The sequence below is a fragment of the Gordonia sp. ABKF26 genome (assembly GCF_041103195.1).
Classification (GTDB): domain Bacteria; phylum Actinomycetota; class Actinomycetes; order Mycobacteriales; family Mycobacteriaceae; genus Gordonia; species Gordonia terrae.
Map to the genome: position 1 here is coordinate 3,072,615 of NZ_JBGCVZ010000003.1, position 16,004 is coordinate 3,088,618.

Sequence of the window (16,004 nt, forward strand, 5' to 3'; positions counted from 1 at the left end):
CCACAGCGAGCCGTGGCTCGCTTGAGTCACGCCCGAGGTGGGCCAGGAAGAAGTTCGCATGTTGCCGCACGTGAATATCAGTAAGCAGTTCAGTGCCCCGTATGAAGCATTTCTGGCGTTCGACAAGAGCGCCGAAGAGGCAGGAGAGGCCGCAGGTCTCTCAGCCACGCTGGTCGAGCTGATCAAGATTCGAGTGTCTCAGCTCAATGGATGCGGATTCTGTCTACGGATGCACACCAGAGATGCTGTCATTTGCCACGGCTATGGGACCGCCGTGTTGCCATGAGGATGGGACCACCGTGGCGCGTTATTGAGGATGCTCGTCGTGGTGTCGGCCGTCAAGACGAGTGCGGTCGCGTTGCCGGTAGGACGGGCCTTCGATGACGAGGGTGTGGGCGCGCGAGGTGAGGCGGTCGATGGCCGATTGGGTGAGCAGAGCGTCGGCGGTCATGGTGAGCCATTCGGCGGGCTCTCGGTTGGAGGTGATGATGGTGGTCTTGGTTTGGCGTTCGACGACGAGTTCGTAGAAATCGTTGGTTTCGGTGGCGTCGAGCGCGCGGAGTGCGAAGTCGTCGATGATCAGGATGTCGACGGCAGTCAGGCGGCGGAGTTCGGCGTCGACGCTGTTGTCGAGGCGGGCGGCTTTGAGGCGGTGGAACAGTTTGTCCGCACGTCCGAAAACGACCGAGCGCCGGCGTCCGATGGCCATGTGGCCCAGTGCATTTGCTAGATGTGTTTTGCCGACTCCGACGGGGCCGAGGAGGATGACGGAGTGCCCGGCGTCGAGGAAGCGGAGTGCGGTCAGGTCCTCGAGGAGGGTGCGGTCATAGCGGAGGTCGTCGGTGGCTTCCCAGCCCTCGATGCGCATGGCCGGGTCGAGACCGGCTTTGGCTGATCGTCGTGCTGCTGAGCTGGATTCGCGTCGGGAAACTTCATCGGCGAGTAGCTGTTCGAGGAACCCGAGGTGGGAGGTTTTGTGCTGTCGGGCCAGGGCGGCGCGGGCGGGCAGCGTGTCGGCGAGCGCACCGAGCTTGAGCGTTTTGAGCATGCCGATCATGTCGGCGCCGAGCGGTTCGGGAGTCGTCGGTCGGGTCGTCATCAGTTGTCCTCACTGTCGGCATCGGTGATGATGAGGGTGAGTTGCGTTGGGGTGGTCGCGTATTCGGCTGGGTCGCGGGAGAATCGGGTCGGTGACTGGCCGGCAGCGGCGGGCAGGGCCGGAGTGGACTTCTCGGTGGCGCGGGCGAGCATGGAGCCGATCTTGGGCACCGAGATCACGTCGAGGGCCAACGCGGTGGCGCATGCGGTATCGACCGGACCGGGCCCGTAGCGGCTGACCAGCCCGATCAGCGCGTAGACCGACCGCATCCGTGACCACGGCTGCGGGTCGTCGACCAGGCGGGCGGCGTAGATTCCGATATTCGGGCCATGACGGTCACAACTGTCGAGTTGGGCGGTGATGTTGCGCATCGCGTACGCACTCTTGTCCGCAGGGTAGTCGTTGGCATCGGTGCTGCGCCCGCCCGGCGCCTGGCGAGGGTGCTGTTTGACCAACTGCCCGCGGTGATAGAACTTCACGCTCTGGCTGTCGGCGCGCACGTCGAGGACGGTGCCGATCCACGTTTCGGGCAGCGAGTACAACGCCTTGCCGACTGAGGCGTGAAAGTCTCTGTGTACCTTCACCTGTTTGAAGATCGGCACATCATAGGCGGCCGGTACCGGTAACAGCAGGGCAGCTTCGTCGGCGGCGAACACGAGCGCCGGCGCCATCGCGGTGGTGCCGTGCACCCGCAGGCCGGCCCGATCGGCACACCACACCTGGGCCGCGTCTTGCGCCTCGGACAGGCTGGTGAAGTTCTCGCCGGCCCAGAAGTTGTTCTGCACGAAATGGATCGTGCGTTCCACCCGTGGTTTATCGGTCGGGGTGCGTACCCGGGCGGTGTCGGTGACGAATCCGGCATGCTGGGCATAGTCGAGCCATCCGCGACCGAGTTGAGGTTCCAGCTTATGCGCCTGAGTGACAATCGCTTTCATGTTATCCGGGATCAGGACCGCGAACACGCCGCCGAAGAACTCCCACGCCGCCTCGCAGCCGGCGATCACCGCGGCTAGCGTCTGCGAATACGTCAGCCACACGAATGTGTGCCGCGAATACACCGCCGTGAGCACCAGCGCGTGCACCTTGCGGCGCCGGCCCGTCTGCGGGTCAGTGAGCATCCCCAGATAGCCGAAGTCGAGTTGGCACTCCACCCCCGGCTCACCATCGGCGACCCGTACCGTCGTCGCCGTGCGCCGGTACCCGCACTCCTCGGTAGCGAACCGCACCAACGTCCGGTAGGGCACCACACAGCCTCGACGGCCCAACAATTCGTGAATCTTGGTCACCGTCAACGGTTTCGCGTCGTCCGACCCGGCCACCCAGGCCTTGATCTGCGTGGTGAACGGCACCAACAGCTCCCAGGACTGCCCATGCCCGTTCGGGCGGGCCGGACGGACCGCAGCGACGATCTGACCGATCACCTCATCGGTGAGCCCCGCCGCCCCTGACTCGCGCGTCACACCAGCTGCCTGCGCGGCCACGACGTAGCGACGCACCGTTTTGCGGTCCACCCCCGCATGCGCGGCGATCGTGCGTAGACCCGGCGACGGTAACCCCACCGCCAGACCCAGCCACAACCGCAGGACTTCTCTGATCTCTTCCACAGCAACCTCCCGATAGCCCATGCCGCCGCCCCTTCCATGACTGCTCGTCACGGCCGAGTCAACTGACAAAACAAGAGACCACCAGCGCAACGCGCCGGTGGTCCCATAACTGGCAATCCAGGTGGTCCCATCCACATGGCAAAAATCAGCTCACAGCGGTCCCTTCACCGTGGCAAATGACAGAGATGCGATCCAGAAGGGGGAGACCGCCGATAGGCTCGCGGTCTTGCCTGCATGGTGGGAGTCTCAGTACTTCACCAGCGAAGAGCAGGCGGCTCTCACGCTGGCAGAGCAAGTCACCCGCATTGGTGACGAGCACACTGCCGCCCCGCCGGCAATAGACGTCGAGCAAGCGTTGTCGCCACAGCAGGTGGCTGCCGTCACATGGCTTGCCGTGGCGATCAACGGGTGGAACCGGATCGCCATCGCGAGCCACTATCCCGTGGCGCCCTAGGGGCATGGGAACCGTCCAACGGTCCAGCTCCTCGCGGGATGGTTTCTGAACGCGGGCAGGTGCGCGTCTGACGTACTGGCTGCGGGCGACGCGATTGTGTTTACAGTTGCAATCGAGGCGGGGCGGCGATGAGGTCCCGTCGTAGCTTGGGCCGGCTCAGACGGACGTCGAGCTGACAGAACCGTCGCCGCGCCACTGACGAATCAGCCATCGCGACCGGCTCAACCGCCACGTGGCCGCGCCGACGATCGGAACGACCCAGACGACGCCAAGCCATGTCACGCTGCGTCGCAGGCCGAGATGACGACGGGACTGCTGCACGAATAGGGGACAGGTTGGGTGTCATGCCGCGGCAGCGGCTGTGTTGATCATTGCTTCGAACTCGACAGGCGTCAACCGGCCGAGGCGGACTTGCCGTCGCCGGCGGTGGTAGGTCCGTTCGATCCAGGTGACGATTGCGATCCGTAGCTGTTCACGGGTGTCCCAGCGTTGGCGGTCGAGCACGTTGCGTTGCAGCAGCGCGAAGAAGCTCTCCATAGCTGCGTTGTCCCCGCACGCTCCGACCTTGCCCATCGACCCCGTGAGTCCATGAGTGTTCAAGGCGTGTACGAATTTTCGCGATCGGAACTGCGACCCTCGATCCGAGTGAACGATGCAGCCGGCCACCTCACCACGACGAGCCGCCGCGCTGTGCAACGCCGCCACGGCCAGTCGGGACTTCATCCGCGAATCGATGCTGTAGCCGACGATCCGCCCGGAGTGCACGTCCTTGATCGCACACAGATAGAGCTTGCCCTCACCGGTGTGATGCTCGGTGATATCAGTGAGCCACAACCGATTTGGCTCCTCGGCGGTGAAGTCGCGCTGGACCAGATCGTCGTGGACCGGCGGCCCGGATCGTCGGCCGTTACGACCTCGTTTCTTGCCGAACACCGACCACCAGGCGTTGTCGCGGCAGATCCGCCACGCGGTCCGCTCGCACATTGCTCCGACGGTCGTGGCGGCCTCGCCGGCCAAGAATCGGTAACCGAACTCTGGGTCCTCACGGTGGGCTTCGAACAGGGCATTCGCCCGATACGCCGCGGCCAGCTCGGCATTGGTGACCGGGCTGGTCAGCCACCGGTAGTAGGGCTGGCGCGAGAGCTGAAGTACCCGACACGACACCGCCACGGCAATCCCGTCGGCGGCGAGCTCTTTCACGAGCGGGTAGAGCCTTTTCCCGGCAGGTTCGCCTGCGACAGATACGCCGCCGCTCGACGCAGCACCTCGTTCTCCTGCTCAAGCAGGCGGATCCGCTTACGGGCCTCGCGCAGTTCAGCGGACTCGGTCGAGGTCACGCCAGGGCTGCGGCCCTCATCAATATTCGCGCGTCGCATCCACTTGTGCAGCGTCATCGGGTGCACACCGAAGTCGTTGGCGACTTGCTCGATCGTGACTCCTTCGCCACGATCACGAGCCACCCGGATCACATCGTCTCGGAACTCCTGGGGGTACGGCTTGGGCACAGCTACATCCTTCCCGACCGCTCGAAGGCAAGCCAGATCAGATGTCACCTATTCGTGCAGCAGTCCCGACTGATGACGTCGACTGTCGCAAACATCGCCAGAGTGCTCCAGACGGAAAACAGGACGAGCATCGCGAAGGCGAAGTAGAACGGCCGGTTGAAGTCCGCGCTGCACGCAGCATCGCGCGCACATTCGGACAGTCCGGCCTCAGCTAGCAGCACAGCCCACAATCTATCCGTCGCCAGCGACTGGGCGGAAGTATTGACCGTCCCGGCCGTCGCGAACAGGCCGTGGTGGGGTGGCCTCGTACCGCTGGCGGGCTCCCTCTAACGGTAGGTGGCATGAGGGGATGATTGGCACCTCGATGAGGCTGGGGGAGAACGGTTCTCGGTACTGTCTGACGTGAGGTTTGTTGGTCGCGATCCAAGGATTCGACTGTCGGACCTTCATGAGGTCGGGGATCGATCAGTCGGAGTAGCGGGGCACGACGGCGAACACCTCGATGTCGCGCGGTACCCCCTTGGCGCGGAATCGCCGGCGACGAGTGGCATACCGATCGGCGCCGGCGGCCTCGACGGTCGCTCCGCTGGCCAACAGCTCACCGGCTCCCGCGGCTGCCGCGACCCGAGCGGCGACGTTCACATCGACACCGAGGAAATCGTCACCGACCGCCCGCGGTTCGCCGGTGTGGAGACCGGCTCGCAGCTGTGGCCGGTAGCCCCCGACCGTCAGGGCACTCACGGCGACGATCACCTCGTGACCTGCCTCGATCGCCTCGACACCGTCGACGAACACGGCCATCGTCCCGTCGCCGAGATGTTTGACGATGCGTCCGCCGCGGCTGCGCACGATGTTCTCGGTGACGTCGTTGACGTCGCGCAGGAGTCGGAGGACCTGGTCGTCTCCGGCATGCAGGGCCCACGTCGAGAATCCGACGAGATCGGTGAACAAGATGGTGGCGGGGACTGGGGTGCGATCGGATCGACGACGTCGTGTGGTCACCAACGCCTGCCACACCTGGACCGATGCGAGGCCGAGCTCTCGTATGGCACTGGGTTTCTCGGGCCGGGACTCGCTGATGAGGCGTGCCACGCGGTCGGATGCACGCGGCCCGGTGATCGGGTTCTCGTTGTGCGGGATCAGATCTCGTGCGGCGCGAGCCGCCTTGACGACCCCGGCGCTGGAGTCGGTGCGGGCCAGCAGGTCGGCCATCCGGCGCCCGGGTCCGGGACGGTCGGGATCGTCGCGTCGGACGGGAAGCCGGTCGCCCCGACGACGGGTCGACCCACCGGTCCTATCGTTCGCTGAGGAGGGTTCGTCCGGGCCGTCCGCTGCGGATGTCGCATCGTTGTCGGTCGGACCGGGATCATCCGGGAGACCGTCGCGGCCGCGGTCACGTGTCGAGTCGTCGGCTCCGGTCACGCCTTGAGTCTAGTGGCCCCGCTCATCGCGAGACCGACACCGCCGCGTCCTCGGTGACACCGTGCCCGCACCGCGGGCGTCATCCGGCCCGTCTTCGACCACAGCGACCTGTGCCTGCGTCTCGCCGTCACCCGACAGTGAGGGGCGGCCAGCCTGATGCAGCTGATGCGAGATGCGGGGCTTTACTTGACATAATGTATCTTATCGGCACAGAAGGAAGCCGGGTCGAAGCAGGCACGAGGACTCGGCTCTGCGCCGCGGGTAACCAAGCAGGCTCATCGCCAGCGTCCCGTCGCCATGGCAGCCCAGCGATCGGCTCCCGTCACTTCTCCGGGATCGGCGTTAGGCGGCGGCGACAGCGACGAACCTGTCACCATCACCATTGGCACCCGTTGCGCGTGGCTGCCTCGCAGGCAGCACGCTGTGGAACCCATCCCGCCTCGAGGTGTGCCCGTTGCCAATGCGCAATGGCGTCAGTACATTTCGTCACCCGTGACGAAATGATGGGAACGGAGTCGCGCGGCTGGGCTACGCCACCGGTCGCCTCATCGAATTGTGTAGACCAGTCCCAGGCCATCGTCCGCGAGGGCGACCATGAAGTCTTGTGCCTCACGGAGAAACGAGTTGGCGTAGTCGGCGTTCGAGTACGGCACTGCCTCGATGATGTCGGTCTCCACGATCGGCTCAACCATGACGATGTCTTCCGCAACCTCTTTGACCACATCGGGAGACAGCACGTGCACGAACCCGACATGACCGCCGTACGGCCCCACCGGGGTCACGTTTCCTTTGACGAGCTCCAAGGAGATCCGCGGTTGCAACCGGCCGTCGGTCACGGCGAAGACGTGCTGGAGCTCTCGCCACGCCTTGTCGAGATACAGCATCCGGGGGCGGTCTTCCTCAGGTCCCCATGCATCGATCAGCGGGTCCGGCGAGAGGAACGGATACGGATTGCGTCGAGCCTCGTTCACATCGCCTGGCTGCAACGGGTAGGCGTAGTAGCGAATTCCCATGTGCGGAATACTGACAGGGGAACCGGCTCGTGCCCGGAGGTCGGACGCCGGTGTGGAGAACTCCCGTTGTGGCCGGTGCCCTGTGGAGTGTCACCTGGGGTGACCGTCCTCGTACATTTCCGGGTTATTTGCCACCGGACACACAGGAAGAGTAGTTCCCATGCCTCACAACGAATCACACTCCGACCGGTCGCCGATAGCGGACAGGGTCACGCAGGCCACCGATCACGCCCTCCATGCTGCGCGCGCCCACGAGTCGGAAGCGTTCGGTGCCGCGGCTGATTCTCTTGCGCTGCAGCCCGAGTCGCGTGAGGTGCACGCGCTCATGCTGCGTGAGTTGCTCGAAACCGTCTTTCCGGATGGGCTGACCGGCGACGATGTGTCCGAGGTGATCACCTCCACGAGCCGTGCTGCCGCCTCGTGGAACCCTGCTGTCAGTCCCGCAGGCATCGCGCTGGTGCTGACCGGTGCCCTGGGGGTGGGCGACACAGCCGGCTCCGATGCGATGTCGTCCGCCGGCCCACTGGACACCGAGACCACCGCTGCTGCACTGGTGGTCATCACCGACCTCGCCGCACGTGCAGGGGTCGACCCGACGGCGTACTTGACCCGAGCTGTGCAGGAGATCCGTCGTGCCCAGACGATGGAGATGCCCTGATCGGTGGTCACCAGGGGTCACCCGCGCTGTCAGTCGGTCGCGACGCGTACGACGATTTTGCCGCGTACGTGACCGGACTCGCTGCGTTCGTGGGCGCCGGCGGCGTCGGCCAGTTCGAACACCTCGGCGATCTCGGGCGTGAGGCTGCCGGCCTCGCCGAGTCGGGCCAGCTCGGCGAGATCCGCTGAATCGGGCCGTACCCATACATAGTGGCCCCCGAACTCGTCTCGCGCCCGTGCGTCGGTGATGGAGGCGACGGTGCCGCCGTCGCGCAGCACATCGCCGACCGAGTCGAGCGCGTCACCACCGACGTAGTCGAGGACCACGTCGACCCCCTCGGATTCGAGTGCGCGGACACGGTCGGCCAGACCGTCGCCGTAGGTGATGGGTTCGGCGCCCAGCGTTCGAAGGAACTCGTGGTTGGAGTCGGAGGCGGTGCCGATCACCCGTGCGCCGAGCGACCGTGCGATCTGCACCGCGAACGATCCGACGCCGCCGGCAGCGGCATGCACCAAGACGGTGTGCCCTGACTGCACGCCCGCGCGGCGGATCGTCTGGTAGGCGGTCAGGCCGGCGAGCGGAACCGCCGCGGCCTCCTCGAACGACCAGCCAGACGGCTTGTGCGCGAGCGTCCGTACCGGAGCGGCGACCAGCTCGGCGAACGTACCACCCGCCACTTCCCCACCGACCACGTCTTTGCGCACATAACCGAACACCTCGTCGCCGACCTCGAACTCGGGCGTGTCCAAGCCGACCTGCTCGACCACACCGGCGACATCCCAGCCCGGGACGACCGGGAACACGGTATCCATGATCTCGGCGAGGTAGCCTTCGCGGACCTTCCAGTCCACCGGGTTCACACTCGAGGCCCGCACGCGCACCAGCACGGAGTCGGGACCGACCTTGGGCGTGGGGAGATCGGTCAGTTCCAGGACATCGGGACCGCCGAAGCGGTCGTAAGTGATTGCTCGCATGCTGGCACCAACGGGTGGCTCGGCGGAATGATTCCGAGAACCCTGCGGTGTCCGCCGACGCCACACGTCGTGGAGATCGGCCCGGGCGACCAGACGTGCCCGCCTTCGGCGGGCGTGAAAATGTGGTCCGACGTGGGAACTACCAGTGCAAGCCCGATCCGGAGCCGTGGGACGAAGCCCGGTTTCAGTGTGAAAGACATTGTGCCGTAGTGTATTCACCCGTGAATCTCGCTGCTGCTGACGCCCTCGTGACCGATCCCACTGCCCGTGCCTGTGTGTGGTGCTCATCCAGCGACGACATCGCAGAACTCCGCGGCGAACCGCGGTGCGGGCGCTGTCGCGAAGCAGAACAGACCATCGCGGCGGCTCGCGAGTTCGTCGGCTTCTATGGTCTGCGACCCCTGGGCGCGTCCCTGACGTCCGACGACGACGAAGAACGCGACCACCGGGTGGCCGCCCGTGATGCCTGGGCAGTGCTGAATGGGACCCGCACACAGCCCCCACGGCGCGCCCGGTCCGGGCAGCGGGGCGTCGCACGACCGGCATCCACCACCACGAAGGCGAGCGGAAACCCGACGTCGTCCAACGCCAAGAACGTCGGGGCCGGAAGCGCCCGGACGGCGGGGGTCTCCCGACCCGACCGTGCGGAGCTGATGAGCCGCGCCCAGTCCTTGTTGGGGCAGCTCACCGAAATCGAGGAACGGCTGGCCGTCGCCCAGGCGGATTCCGGCCTGAGCGGGAAGGCCAAGGTGTCCGACTTGACCGCCAAGCGCGATTCGGTGTTGCGAACGCTCGCCGCACTGGAGAAGGCCAAGCGGGCCCTGGAGCCGGCCTGAGGGTCCACGTGCCCGGACCGTTGCGATCCGAAAAGCGGTGAGCAGGAGATGAATCACCCGATTCGCGCCCTCACCGCCACAGTGACACGATCACGACGAGAATGATCAGCTTGATGGACTGCTGAGGAGCCCCACAGGGTTTCGAGGGTTTCGCCGATCTCGTCGTCGGCGACGTTGGCCAGCGGCCGGGTCTCGCCGAGCGTGGCGGTGGTCTTGTCGACGGCGATGGCGTAGGAGCGGCGGGTGTTCGGGGAGTGGATCGAGTCGAGGAAGCTGTCGCCGGCGGCGCGGACGGTGATCCCGGACGGCAACATTGTGACCTCCCTGGCCTGCTTGCCACAGATAACAGGGCCGCTTCGCGCACCGCCGGAGCGGAGTCGTCGCAGGCCGGGTTTCATGGTGCCACAGATAACAGGGTGTTATCTGTGGCACGCCCGGGTGCGGTCAGCTGTGCAGCAGGTGCCCGAAAATGGTGGTGCCGAGGTGGTGAATCGCCCCGGGTTTGCTGGAGGCTCGGTTAGTTGGTTCCAGCGTTTGCGGGGACCGGGTTCTCACGGTAGCTGGTGACGGTTTGGGTCGACCAGTAGGCGCTCTCGTACTCGACGGGTGGGACGTGTCCGATCTCGCCGTGCAGGCGGCGGTGGTTGAACCATTCGACGTACTCAGCGACGGCGATCTCGACCTCGCCCACACCTGCCCAGCCGCCTCGCGGGCGCATCACGGGGTTACGGATGCATTCGGCTTTGAACAGCGAGTTGAACGCCTCAGCCATCGCGTTGTCGTATGAATCCCCTTTGGAGCCAACAGATGTCACCGCTTCGGCTTCGGCCAGTCGTTCGGTGTAGCGGATGGCTCGGTATTGCACTCCGCGGTCGGAGTGGTGGATCAGCCCGGCCACGTCGTGGCCGGCACGCGACCGTGCCCACAATCCCATGTTCAGGGCGTCGAGGGCGAGGTCGGTGTGCATGGTGGTCGAGACCTGCCAGCCGACGACCATCCGCGAGAACACGTCCAGGACGAACGCCGCGTACACCCAGCCCGAGTGGGTGCGGATGTAGGTCAGGTCCGCCACCCACAACGCGTTCGGTGCCGCCGCGGTGAACTGACGGTTGACCCGGTCAGCCGGCCGGGGTGTTTCAGCTCCCTCGCTGCGCGTGGTCTTGCGTGTCTTGAGTCTCGCTATCCCTTGCAGCCCATCGGCTTTCATCAATCGCTCGACGGTGCAGCGGGCAGCACTATGGCCCTGTCTGCGCAATTGGGCATGCACCTTGCGGGCACCGTAGACGCCGAGGTTGTCGGCATGCACCGCGCGGACCTGGGTAAGGAGCTCCCGGTCACGCACCACACGAGGCGCCTCGGTCTTCTGGGGGCTCAGGTGGGCTCGTACCGTGGACGGAGCGATCTGGGCGGACGTATCGCGCAATGCCGCACAGATCGGATCGACTCCGTGTTCATCGCGGTGAGCCGCGACGAACTCCACGATCAGCGCTGTGGGCGGTCGATCTCCGCCGCAAAGAAAGCCGAAGCCTGCTTCAAGATCGTGTTCGCTCGCCGCAGTTCACGGTTCTCCCGCTCCAACGCCGCGATGCGGTCAGCGTCCTCACTCGTGGTGCCCGGGCGGACCCCGCCGTCGATCTCGGCCTGACGAACCCAATTGCGCAACGCCTCGGGATGGACTCCGAGCTGATCGGCGATCCGCTTGATCGCACCTCTCGACGAATCGGGATCTCGTCGCGCTTCACATGCCATCCGGGTGGCCCGGTCCTTGAGTTCCTCACTGTACTTGCGTGGTGCTGCCATGCTCTCCATCCTTCACAGGTTCGAGAGCCTCCGACAGACCCGGGGCGGTTCATGGTGGGCGTCGGGGAGTTCGACGATAACGCCGCCGATGCCGGGGTGGGTGTCTGCCCAGCCCTGGGCGCTGGCGCGGTCGGTGAAGAAGTTGAGGTAGTGGCAGCAGGTGTCGGCGGACGGGCCTGGGCCGGCCTGTGCGCCGACGAAGACGACCGTGGTGGCCGGGTCGGCGGTGACGTGCCCGCCGTCAACGGTGACCGTGATCGGGTCGGCGGTCACCGGGTCGGCGGAGGTGATCGTCACCGGCGTGTCGAGCATCGCGGCCATACCGAGCGCGTCGACCGCGCACATGGCCGAAACCGTGGCTCCACCAGCGATCCGGACTCGATGCGGCGTCGGTGTGGCCGAGAATGGATACGCCGCCGCGATGCTCCCGGTCGCGTCGAGGCGGACGATGTCGGCGTCGTGCAGGCGGCGCAGTAGCTGCTCGACCGGCACGTCGGGCCCGGCGGCCATCTCGGTCAGATCGTCACCGGTCGGCGCCTGCCCATCGGTGGCGAAGGCACGCAGGATCGCCTGGTGCACAGCCTTTTCGGTGGGGTCTGCCGGTTGCGCGGCGGCGCGCCAGGCGCGGAGCACTGTTGCCGGAGATTCGGCGGCGGGTGGGGTGCAGCATGAGGATGCGGTGTCGTCCCCGAGTGCCGCGGTGCCGTCCGGGACGAGCCGCAACGCGGCGCGCAACGCGGCGACCGAGGGTGCGCCGTCGAGCCGCCCGGTGTCGGAGGGGTAGAGGCGGCACGACAGGCTCGGGACCTGGCCCGGCGTTGCGAACGGGTCGCAGCCGTCGACCAGCAGGGTGGGTGATCCGGTCATACCCGCGGTGGCGGCCCGGCCGGGATCGTCAATCACACGGCGGGTGATCTCGAGCTGCACCGGCTGGCCGGCGGTCGCCTGCCGGATGCGCTGTTCGAGTACCGCCACGTTGGGGCAGTCGGGGACCTGGAGGATTTCCAGTTTCACGGGTGGTCTCCTTCGTGCAGCGAGGTCAGGATCGGACAGGACCGGCGGTTGCGGGGCAGCTCGCACGTCGCGATCAACTCTGCCAGCGAGCCGCGCATGCGCTGCAGGTCCGCGATACGCCGTTCCAGCTCGGCAACCCTCGACTCGGCCAGTGCGCGGGCGGTGTCGCAGTCGTCGGGGCCGCCGTCGGCCAGCCGCAGCAGTTCGGCGACCTCGTCGAGGGTGAACCCCAGCTCCTGGGATCGTTTGACGAACCTGACCACCGCGACCGCCTCGTCGGGGTAGCTGCGGTAGCCTGCCGGGGACCGCGCCGGTCGCGCGAGCAGACCACGGCGCTCGTAATAGCGCAGGGTCTGCGCGTTGATCCCCGCCCTGGCTGCCAGCTCACCGGTCCGCATGCACACATTCTCAACCCTGTACCCGAGTACAGGGTCAAGGCCGCGCAGCCGCCGGATCCCGGCGTTCCAAGGCTTGGCCCGTCAAGCGTCGGCCTGAATCGCCCCGGGTTTGCTGGAGGCTCGGTTAGTTGGTTCCAGCGTTTGCGGGGACCGGGTTCTCACGGTAGCTGGTGACGGTTTGGGTCGACCAGTAGGCGCTCTCGTACTCGACGGGTGGGACGTGTCCGATCTCGCCGTGCAGGCGGCGGTGGTTGAACCATTCGACGTACTCAGCGACGGCGATCTCGACCTCGCCCACACCTGCCCAGCCGCCTCGCGGGCGCATCACGGGGTTACGGATGCATTCGGCTTTGAACAGCGAGTTGAACGCCTCAGCCATCGCGTTGTCGTATGAATCCCCTTTGGAGCCAACAGATGTCACCGCTTCGGCTTCGGCCAGTCGTTCGGTGTAGCGGATGGCTCGGTATTGCACTCCGCGGTCGGAGTGGTGGATCAGCCCGGCCACGTCGTGGCCGGCACGCGACCGTGCCCACAATCCCATGTTCAGGGCGTCGAGGGCGAGGTCGGTGTGCATGGTGGTCGAGACCTGCCAGCCGACGACCATCCGCGAGAACACGTCCAGGACGAACGCCGCGTACACCCAGCCCGAGTGGGTGCGGATGTAGGTCAGGTCCGCCACCCACAACGCGTTCGGTGCCGCCGCGGTGAACTGACGGTTGACCCGGTCAGCCGGCCGGGGTGTTTCAGCTCCCTCGCTGCGCGTGGTCTTGCGTGTCTTGAGTCTCGCTATCCCTTGCAGCCCATCGGCTTTCATCAATCGCTCGACGGTGCAGCGGGCAGCACTATGGCCCTGTCTGCGCAATTGGGCATGCACCTTGCGGGCACCGTAGACGCCGAGGTTGTCGGCATGCACCGCGCGGACCTGGGTAAGGAGCTCCCGGTCACGCACCACACGAGGCGCCTCGGTCTTCTGGGGGCTCAGGTGGGCTCGTACCGTGGACGGAGCGATCTGGGCGGACGTATCGCGCAATGCCGCACAGATCGGATCGACTCCGTGTTCATCGCGGTGAGCCGCGACGAACTCCACGATCAGCGCTGTGGGCGGTCGATCTCCGCCGCAAAGAAAGCCGAAGCCTGCTTCAAGATCGTGTTCGCTCGCCGCAGTTCACGGTTCTCCCGCTCCAACGCCGCGATGCGGTCAGCGTCCTCACTCGTGGTGCCCGGGCGGACCCCGCCGTCGATCTCGGCCTGACGAACCCAATTGCGCAACGCCTCGGGATGGACTCCGAGCTGATCGGCGATCCGCTTGATCGCACCTCTCGACGAATCGGGATCTCGTCGCGCTTCACATGCCATCCGGGTGGCCCGGTCCTTGAGTTCCTCACTGTACTTGCGTGGTGCTGCCATGCTCTCCATCCTTCACAGGTTCGAGAGCCTCCGACAGACCCGGGGCGGTTCAGCCCACAGTCGCCAGGAACCGCCGCCGCTCCGCCGGCAGCACCGACATATCCAGCTCATCCGCGCCCAGGTTGCGCAGGAACACCAGCTTCTCGACCTCGGCCTTCACCGCGGTCGCCGACGCCTCCACAGGGCCGGTCGACAACCACCGCAACCGCGACATCCCGATAGACGGGTCGACGACCAGCAACGCATCCAGTTCCTTACACCGCTGCGGCGTGAACTCGCGCGCCAACCGGTCATAGGTCTCCCGCTGCGCCTGCGTGCGAGCATGCGCGACCCGCCGGACCACCGCGTCCGGGCCCGGCCGGATCACCCGCGCCGAGATCAGGTACTCACACGCCAGCCGGAACAACAGAGTCGGCGAATCGTGCTCCATCGCCCGCGCCAGCAGGAACTCATCCAGCTCCTTCAACTCCATCGACCCGGCAGGCCGCCACCCCAGATACTGGGCCACCAGCCGCACATGCTCGGTCCGCGTCTGCGCCCGCTTGCCATACGAACGAAGCTGCACCGCATCGACATTCAGCTGATCCGCCAACCGGGCCACCGCCACCGGCGGCGCCGACGACACCTTGTCCGGCACGAACCCCAGCCACGGCAAGGTGCACAACGCCACCGCCAGGCCCAGACGGACCGCAGGGCCCCTGCCCTGCGGAGCAACGAACGCCAGATCCGCCGGGGTCAGCGTGAAGTACCGGAACAACTCCTCACGACTGATCTCCGGGAACTCCCGCAGGCGCTGCAACTCCTCGTCCGCGAATACCCGCGTCGCCACGAACCCCAGCCTCCAAAACGCCGACCAACCTCATCGGCAGCCAAGCCAAGCACCAACCACCCCGGCCCGCAGCCCGAACCGAGAAATCACCGCCGACCAGGCGCTACGCGAACCTCGTTGTTTTTTGCGCCATTACTACCGGGACCCCGGAATGACCCGACAACGCTCACGTGCGGTCTTTCCAGCGCTCGTTTGCTGCTTGCCGGGTCATGCCGGTCGCCGCGCCGATCTCGGCCCACGAACGGCCCAGTCGACGGGCCTTGGCCACCGCGGCGTCGAGTTGTGCGTCGGCGTCCCTGCGGGCTGTGACCGCCGCCCGGATCTCGCCGTCGACGTCGAGCGGGTCAAGATGCTCACGCCGCCACACTGCTGTGGCGGCCGCGGCGACCTCGGCTCGCACGCCGACGTCGAGGTCAGCGTCTGGGGCGAACACACGATGCCGGGCCAGGTCCTCGAGGGAGGCTGAGGGCACCCGTGTCCACTGGACGGGATCGGTCCAGGATGAGCCGTCGGAACTGTTCGAGCGGCCGCAATGGCACCGCAGAAGCCAGCCGACAATCTCGGTCGACGGCCGCAAACGATCCTCGCTCGAGGTTCGGCCCCGCTCAACGATCTCGTAGTCGGCGCCGTCGACCATGGTCGATGCGTGGCTCTCGGCGCCGTCCTCGAATACCGCCACCAACGCCGCCTCGTGCAAATGAGTGTCGGTCTCATGTATCCAACCCATGCTGGTAGGGTACACCCGAATGTCAGGATGCCCAGACGCAACCCGAATCGACGTCAGGCTTACCTGACATAATCGCTATTATCGGCGAAATGCGTTGTGGGACAACGGGTTACGTCACCAGTGACGTAACTGTACATGCATCACGTTTTCTGGCTAGGCTCGCGACACCGAATGTCATACGTTCTGCCTATGCTCGCTTCGTGGAACTGGCCGGACTCGAAGCGTGCTGCTCGGACAACCGAGCCACTTTCACGGGATCGACTT

At 66.0% G+C, this 16,004-nt stretch carries 16 protein-coding genes, 1 pseudogene and 2 other annotated features; of the genes and pseudogenes, 4 read left to right on the plus strand and 13 right to left on the minus strand.

Annotated elements, in window-relative coordinates; translation table 11 throughout:
- The first annotated feature begins 58 nt into the window (after nucleotides 1-58).
- Nucleotides 59-286: a carboxymuconolactone decarboxylase family protein gene (locus tag AB4Z55_RS14170; RefSeq protein WP_369519936.1), complete on the plus strand. Its 228-nt coding sequence runs from the start codon at nucleotides 59-61 to the stop codon at nucleotides 284-286.
- A 21-nt stretch (nucleotides 287-307) separates the two neighbouring features.
- Here AB4Z55_RS14170 and AB4Z55_RS14175 read toward each other — a convergent pair whose 3' ends face one another.
- Nucleotides 308-1,099: an ATP-binding protein gene (locus AB4Z55_RS14175; protein WP_369519010.1), complete on the minus strand. Its 792-nt coding sequence runs from the start codon at nucleotides 1,097-1,099 to the stop codon at nucleotides 308-310.
- Nucleotides 1,099-2,724, minus strand: coding sequence for an IS21 family transposase (gene istA, locus AB4Z55_RS14180; protein WP_354563582.1), 1,626 nt, complete (start codon nucleotides 2,722-2,724; stop codon nucleotides 1,099-1,101). Before istA ends, AB4Z55_RS14175 begins: the two co-directional genes overlap by 1 nt.
- A gap of 148 nt (nucleotides 2,725-2,872) precedes the next feature.
- On the opposite strand from istA, the gene AB4Z55_RS14185 reads away from it, so the two are divergent.
- On the plus strand, nucleotides 2,873-3,157 hold the full coding sequence (locus tag AB4Z55_RS14185; RefSeq protein ID WP_369519937.1) for a carboxymuconolactone decarboxylase family protein: 285 nt from the start codon (nucleotides 2,873-2,875) through the stop codon (nucleotides 3,155-3,157).
- Nucleotides 3,158-3,499: 342 nt separating this feature from the next.
- Here the strand turns inward: AB4Z55_RS14185 and AB4Z55_RS14190 are convergent.
- The 3 genes from AB4Z55_RS14190 to AB4Z55_RS14200 form a co-directional block, all read right to left on the minus strand.
- Nucleotides 3,500-4,662 (minus strand): IS3 family transposase gene (locus tag AB4Z55_RS14190; protein WP_369519938.1). Its coding sequence is split into 2 segments (ribosomal slippage): nucleotides 3,500-4,375 and nucleotides 4,378-4,662, totalling 1,161 coding nucleotides; the frame shifts between segments, so codons are not numbered across the junction.
- A 465-nt stretch (nucleotides 4,663-5,127) separates the two neighbouring features.
- Entirely contained in the window at nucleotides 5,128-6,084 is a 957-nt protein-coding gene (locus tag AB4Z55_RS14195) for an adenylate/guanylate cyclase domain-containing protein (protein ID WP_369519939.1), read from the minus strand.
- Nucleotides 6,085-6,629: 545 nt separating this feature from the next.
- The gene (locus AB4Z55_RS14200; protein ID WP_064570179.1) at nucleotides 6,630-7,097 is read right to left on the minus strand and encodes a hypothetical protein; all 468 of its coding nucleotides are present in this window, start codon (nucleotides 7,095-7,097) and stop codon (nucleotides 6,630-6,632) included.
- 160 nt (nucleotides 7,098-7,257) lie between these two features.
- Here AB4Z55_RS14200 and AB4Z55_RS14205 point away from each other — a divergent pair, with 160 nt between their 5' ends.
- On the plus strand, nucleotides 7,258-7,755 hold the full coding sequence (locus AB4Z55_RS14205; protein WP_248642671.1) for a hypothetical protein: 498 nt from the start codon (nucleotides 7,258-7,260) through the stop codon (nucleotides 7,753-7,755).
- A 29-nt stretch (nucleotides 7,756-7,784) separates the two neighbouring features.
- Here the strand turns inward: AB4Z55_RS14205 and AB4Z55_RS14210 are convergent, their stop codons facing one another.
- Nucleotides 7,785-8,729, minus strand: a complete 945-nt coding sequence (locus tag AB4Z55_RS14210; RefSeq protein ID WP_248642670.1) for an NADP-dependent oxidoreductase — start codon at nucleotides 8,727-8,729, stop codon at nucleotides 7,785-7,787.
- 221 nt (nucleotides 8,730-8,950) lie between these two features.
- On the opposite strand from AB4Z55_RS14210, the gene AB4Z55_RS14215 reads away from it, so the two are divergent.
- Nucleotides 8,951-9,565, plus strand: coding sequence for a hypothetical protein (locus AB4Z55_RS14215; RefSeq protein WP_248642668.1), 615 nt, complete (start codon nucleotides 8,951-8,953; stop codon nucleotides 9,563-9,565).
- Nucleotides 9,566-9,618: 53 nt separating this feature from the next.
- Here AB4Z55_RS14215 and AB4Z55_RS14220 read toward each other — a convergent pair whose 3' ends face one another.
- The 7 genes and pseudogenes from AB4Z55_RS14220 to AB4Z55_RS14250 form a co-directional block, all read right to left on the minus strand.
- Nucleotides 9,619-9,879 (minus strand): hypothetical protein, encoded by a 261-nt coding sequence (locus AB4Z55_RS14220; protein WP_248642666.1) that lies wholly within the window; start codon nucleotides 9,877-9,879, stop codon nucleotides 9,619-9,621.
- Nucleotides 9,880-10,082: 203 nt separating this feature from the next.
- Nucleotides 10,083-11,365, minus strand: a protein-coding gene (locus AB4Z55_RS14225; RefSeq protein WP_085949824.1) for an IS3 family transposase whose coding sequence is annotated in 2 segments (ribosomal slippage) — nucleotides 10,083-11,077 and nucleotides 11,077-11,365 — 1,284 coding nt in all. Because the reading frame shifts where the segments join, the coding sequence is not laid out codon by codon here.
- Nucleotides 10,959-11,087, minus strand: a sequence feature (AL1L pseudoknot). Its footprint overlaps the gene before it by 129 nt.
- 12 nt (nucleotides 11,366-11,377) lie before the next feature.
- Nucleotides 11,378-12,379 carry an alkylmercury lyase family protein gene (locus AB4Z55_RS14230; RefSeq protein ID WP_369519940.1) on the minus strand — a complete coding sequence of 334 codons (1,002 nt, stop codon included), beginning with the start codon at nucleotides 12,377-12,379 and terminating at the stop codon, nucleotides 11,378-11,380.
- Nucleotides 12,376-12,777, minus strand: coding sequence for a MerR family DNA-binding protein (locus tag AB4Z55_RS14235; RefSeq protein ID WP_006438312.1), 402 nt, complete (start codon nucleotides 12,775-12,777; stop codon nucleotides 12,376-12,378). Before AB4Z55_RS14235 ends, AB4Z55_RS14230 begins: the two co-directional genes overlap by 4 nt.
- A 124-nt stretch (nucleotides 12,778-12,901) precedes the next feature.
- Nucleotides 12,902-14,184, minus strand: a protein-coding gene (locus AB4Z55_RS14240; RefSeq protein WP_085949824.1) for an IS3 family transposase whose coding sequence is annotated in 2 segments (ribosomal slippage) — nucleotides 12,902-13,896 and nucleotides 13,896-14,184 — 1,284 coding nt in all. Because the reading frame shifts where the segments join, the coding sequence is not laid out codon by codon here.
- Nucleotides 13,778-13,906, minus strand: a sequence feature (AL1L pseudoknot). Its footprint overlaps the gene before it by 129 nt.
- Nucleotides 14,185-14,236: 52 nt before the next feature.
- Nucleotides 14,237-15,013, minus strand: a pseudogene (locus tag AB4Z55_RS14245) (DUF4158 domain-containing protein); the annotation flags it as partial.
- A gap of 166 nt (nucleotides 15,014-15,179) precedes the next feature.
- A complete protein-coding gene (locus tag AB4Z55_RS14250; protein ID WP_006438310.1) occupies nucleotides 15,180-15,740 on the minus strand; it encodes a hypothetical protein in 561 nt (186 codons plus the stop codon).
- Between the last annotated feature and the right edge of the window lie 264 nt (nucleotides 15,741-16,004).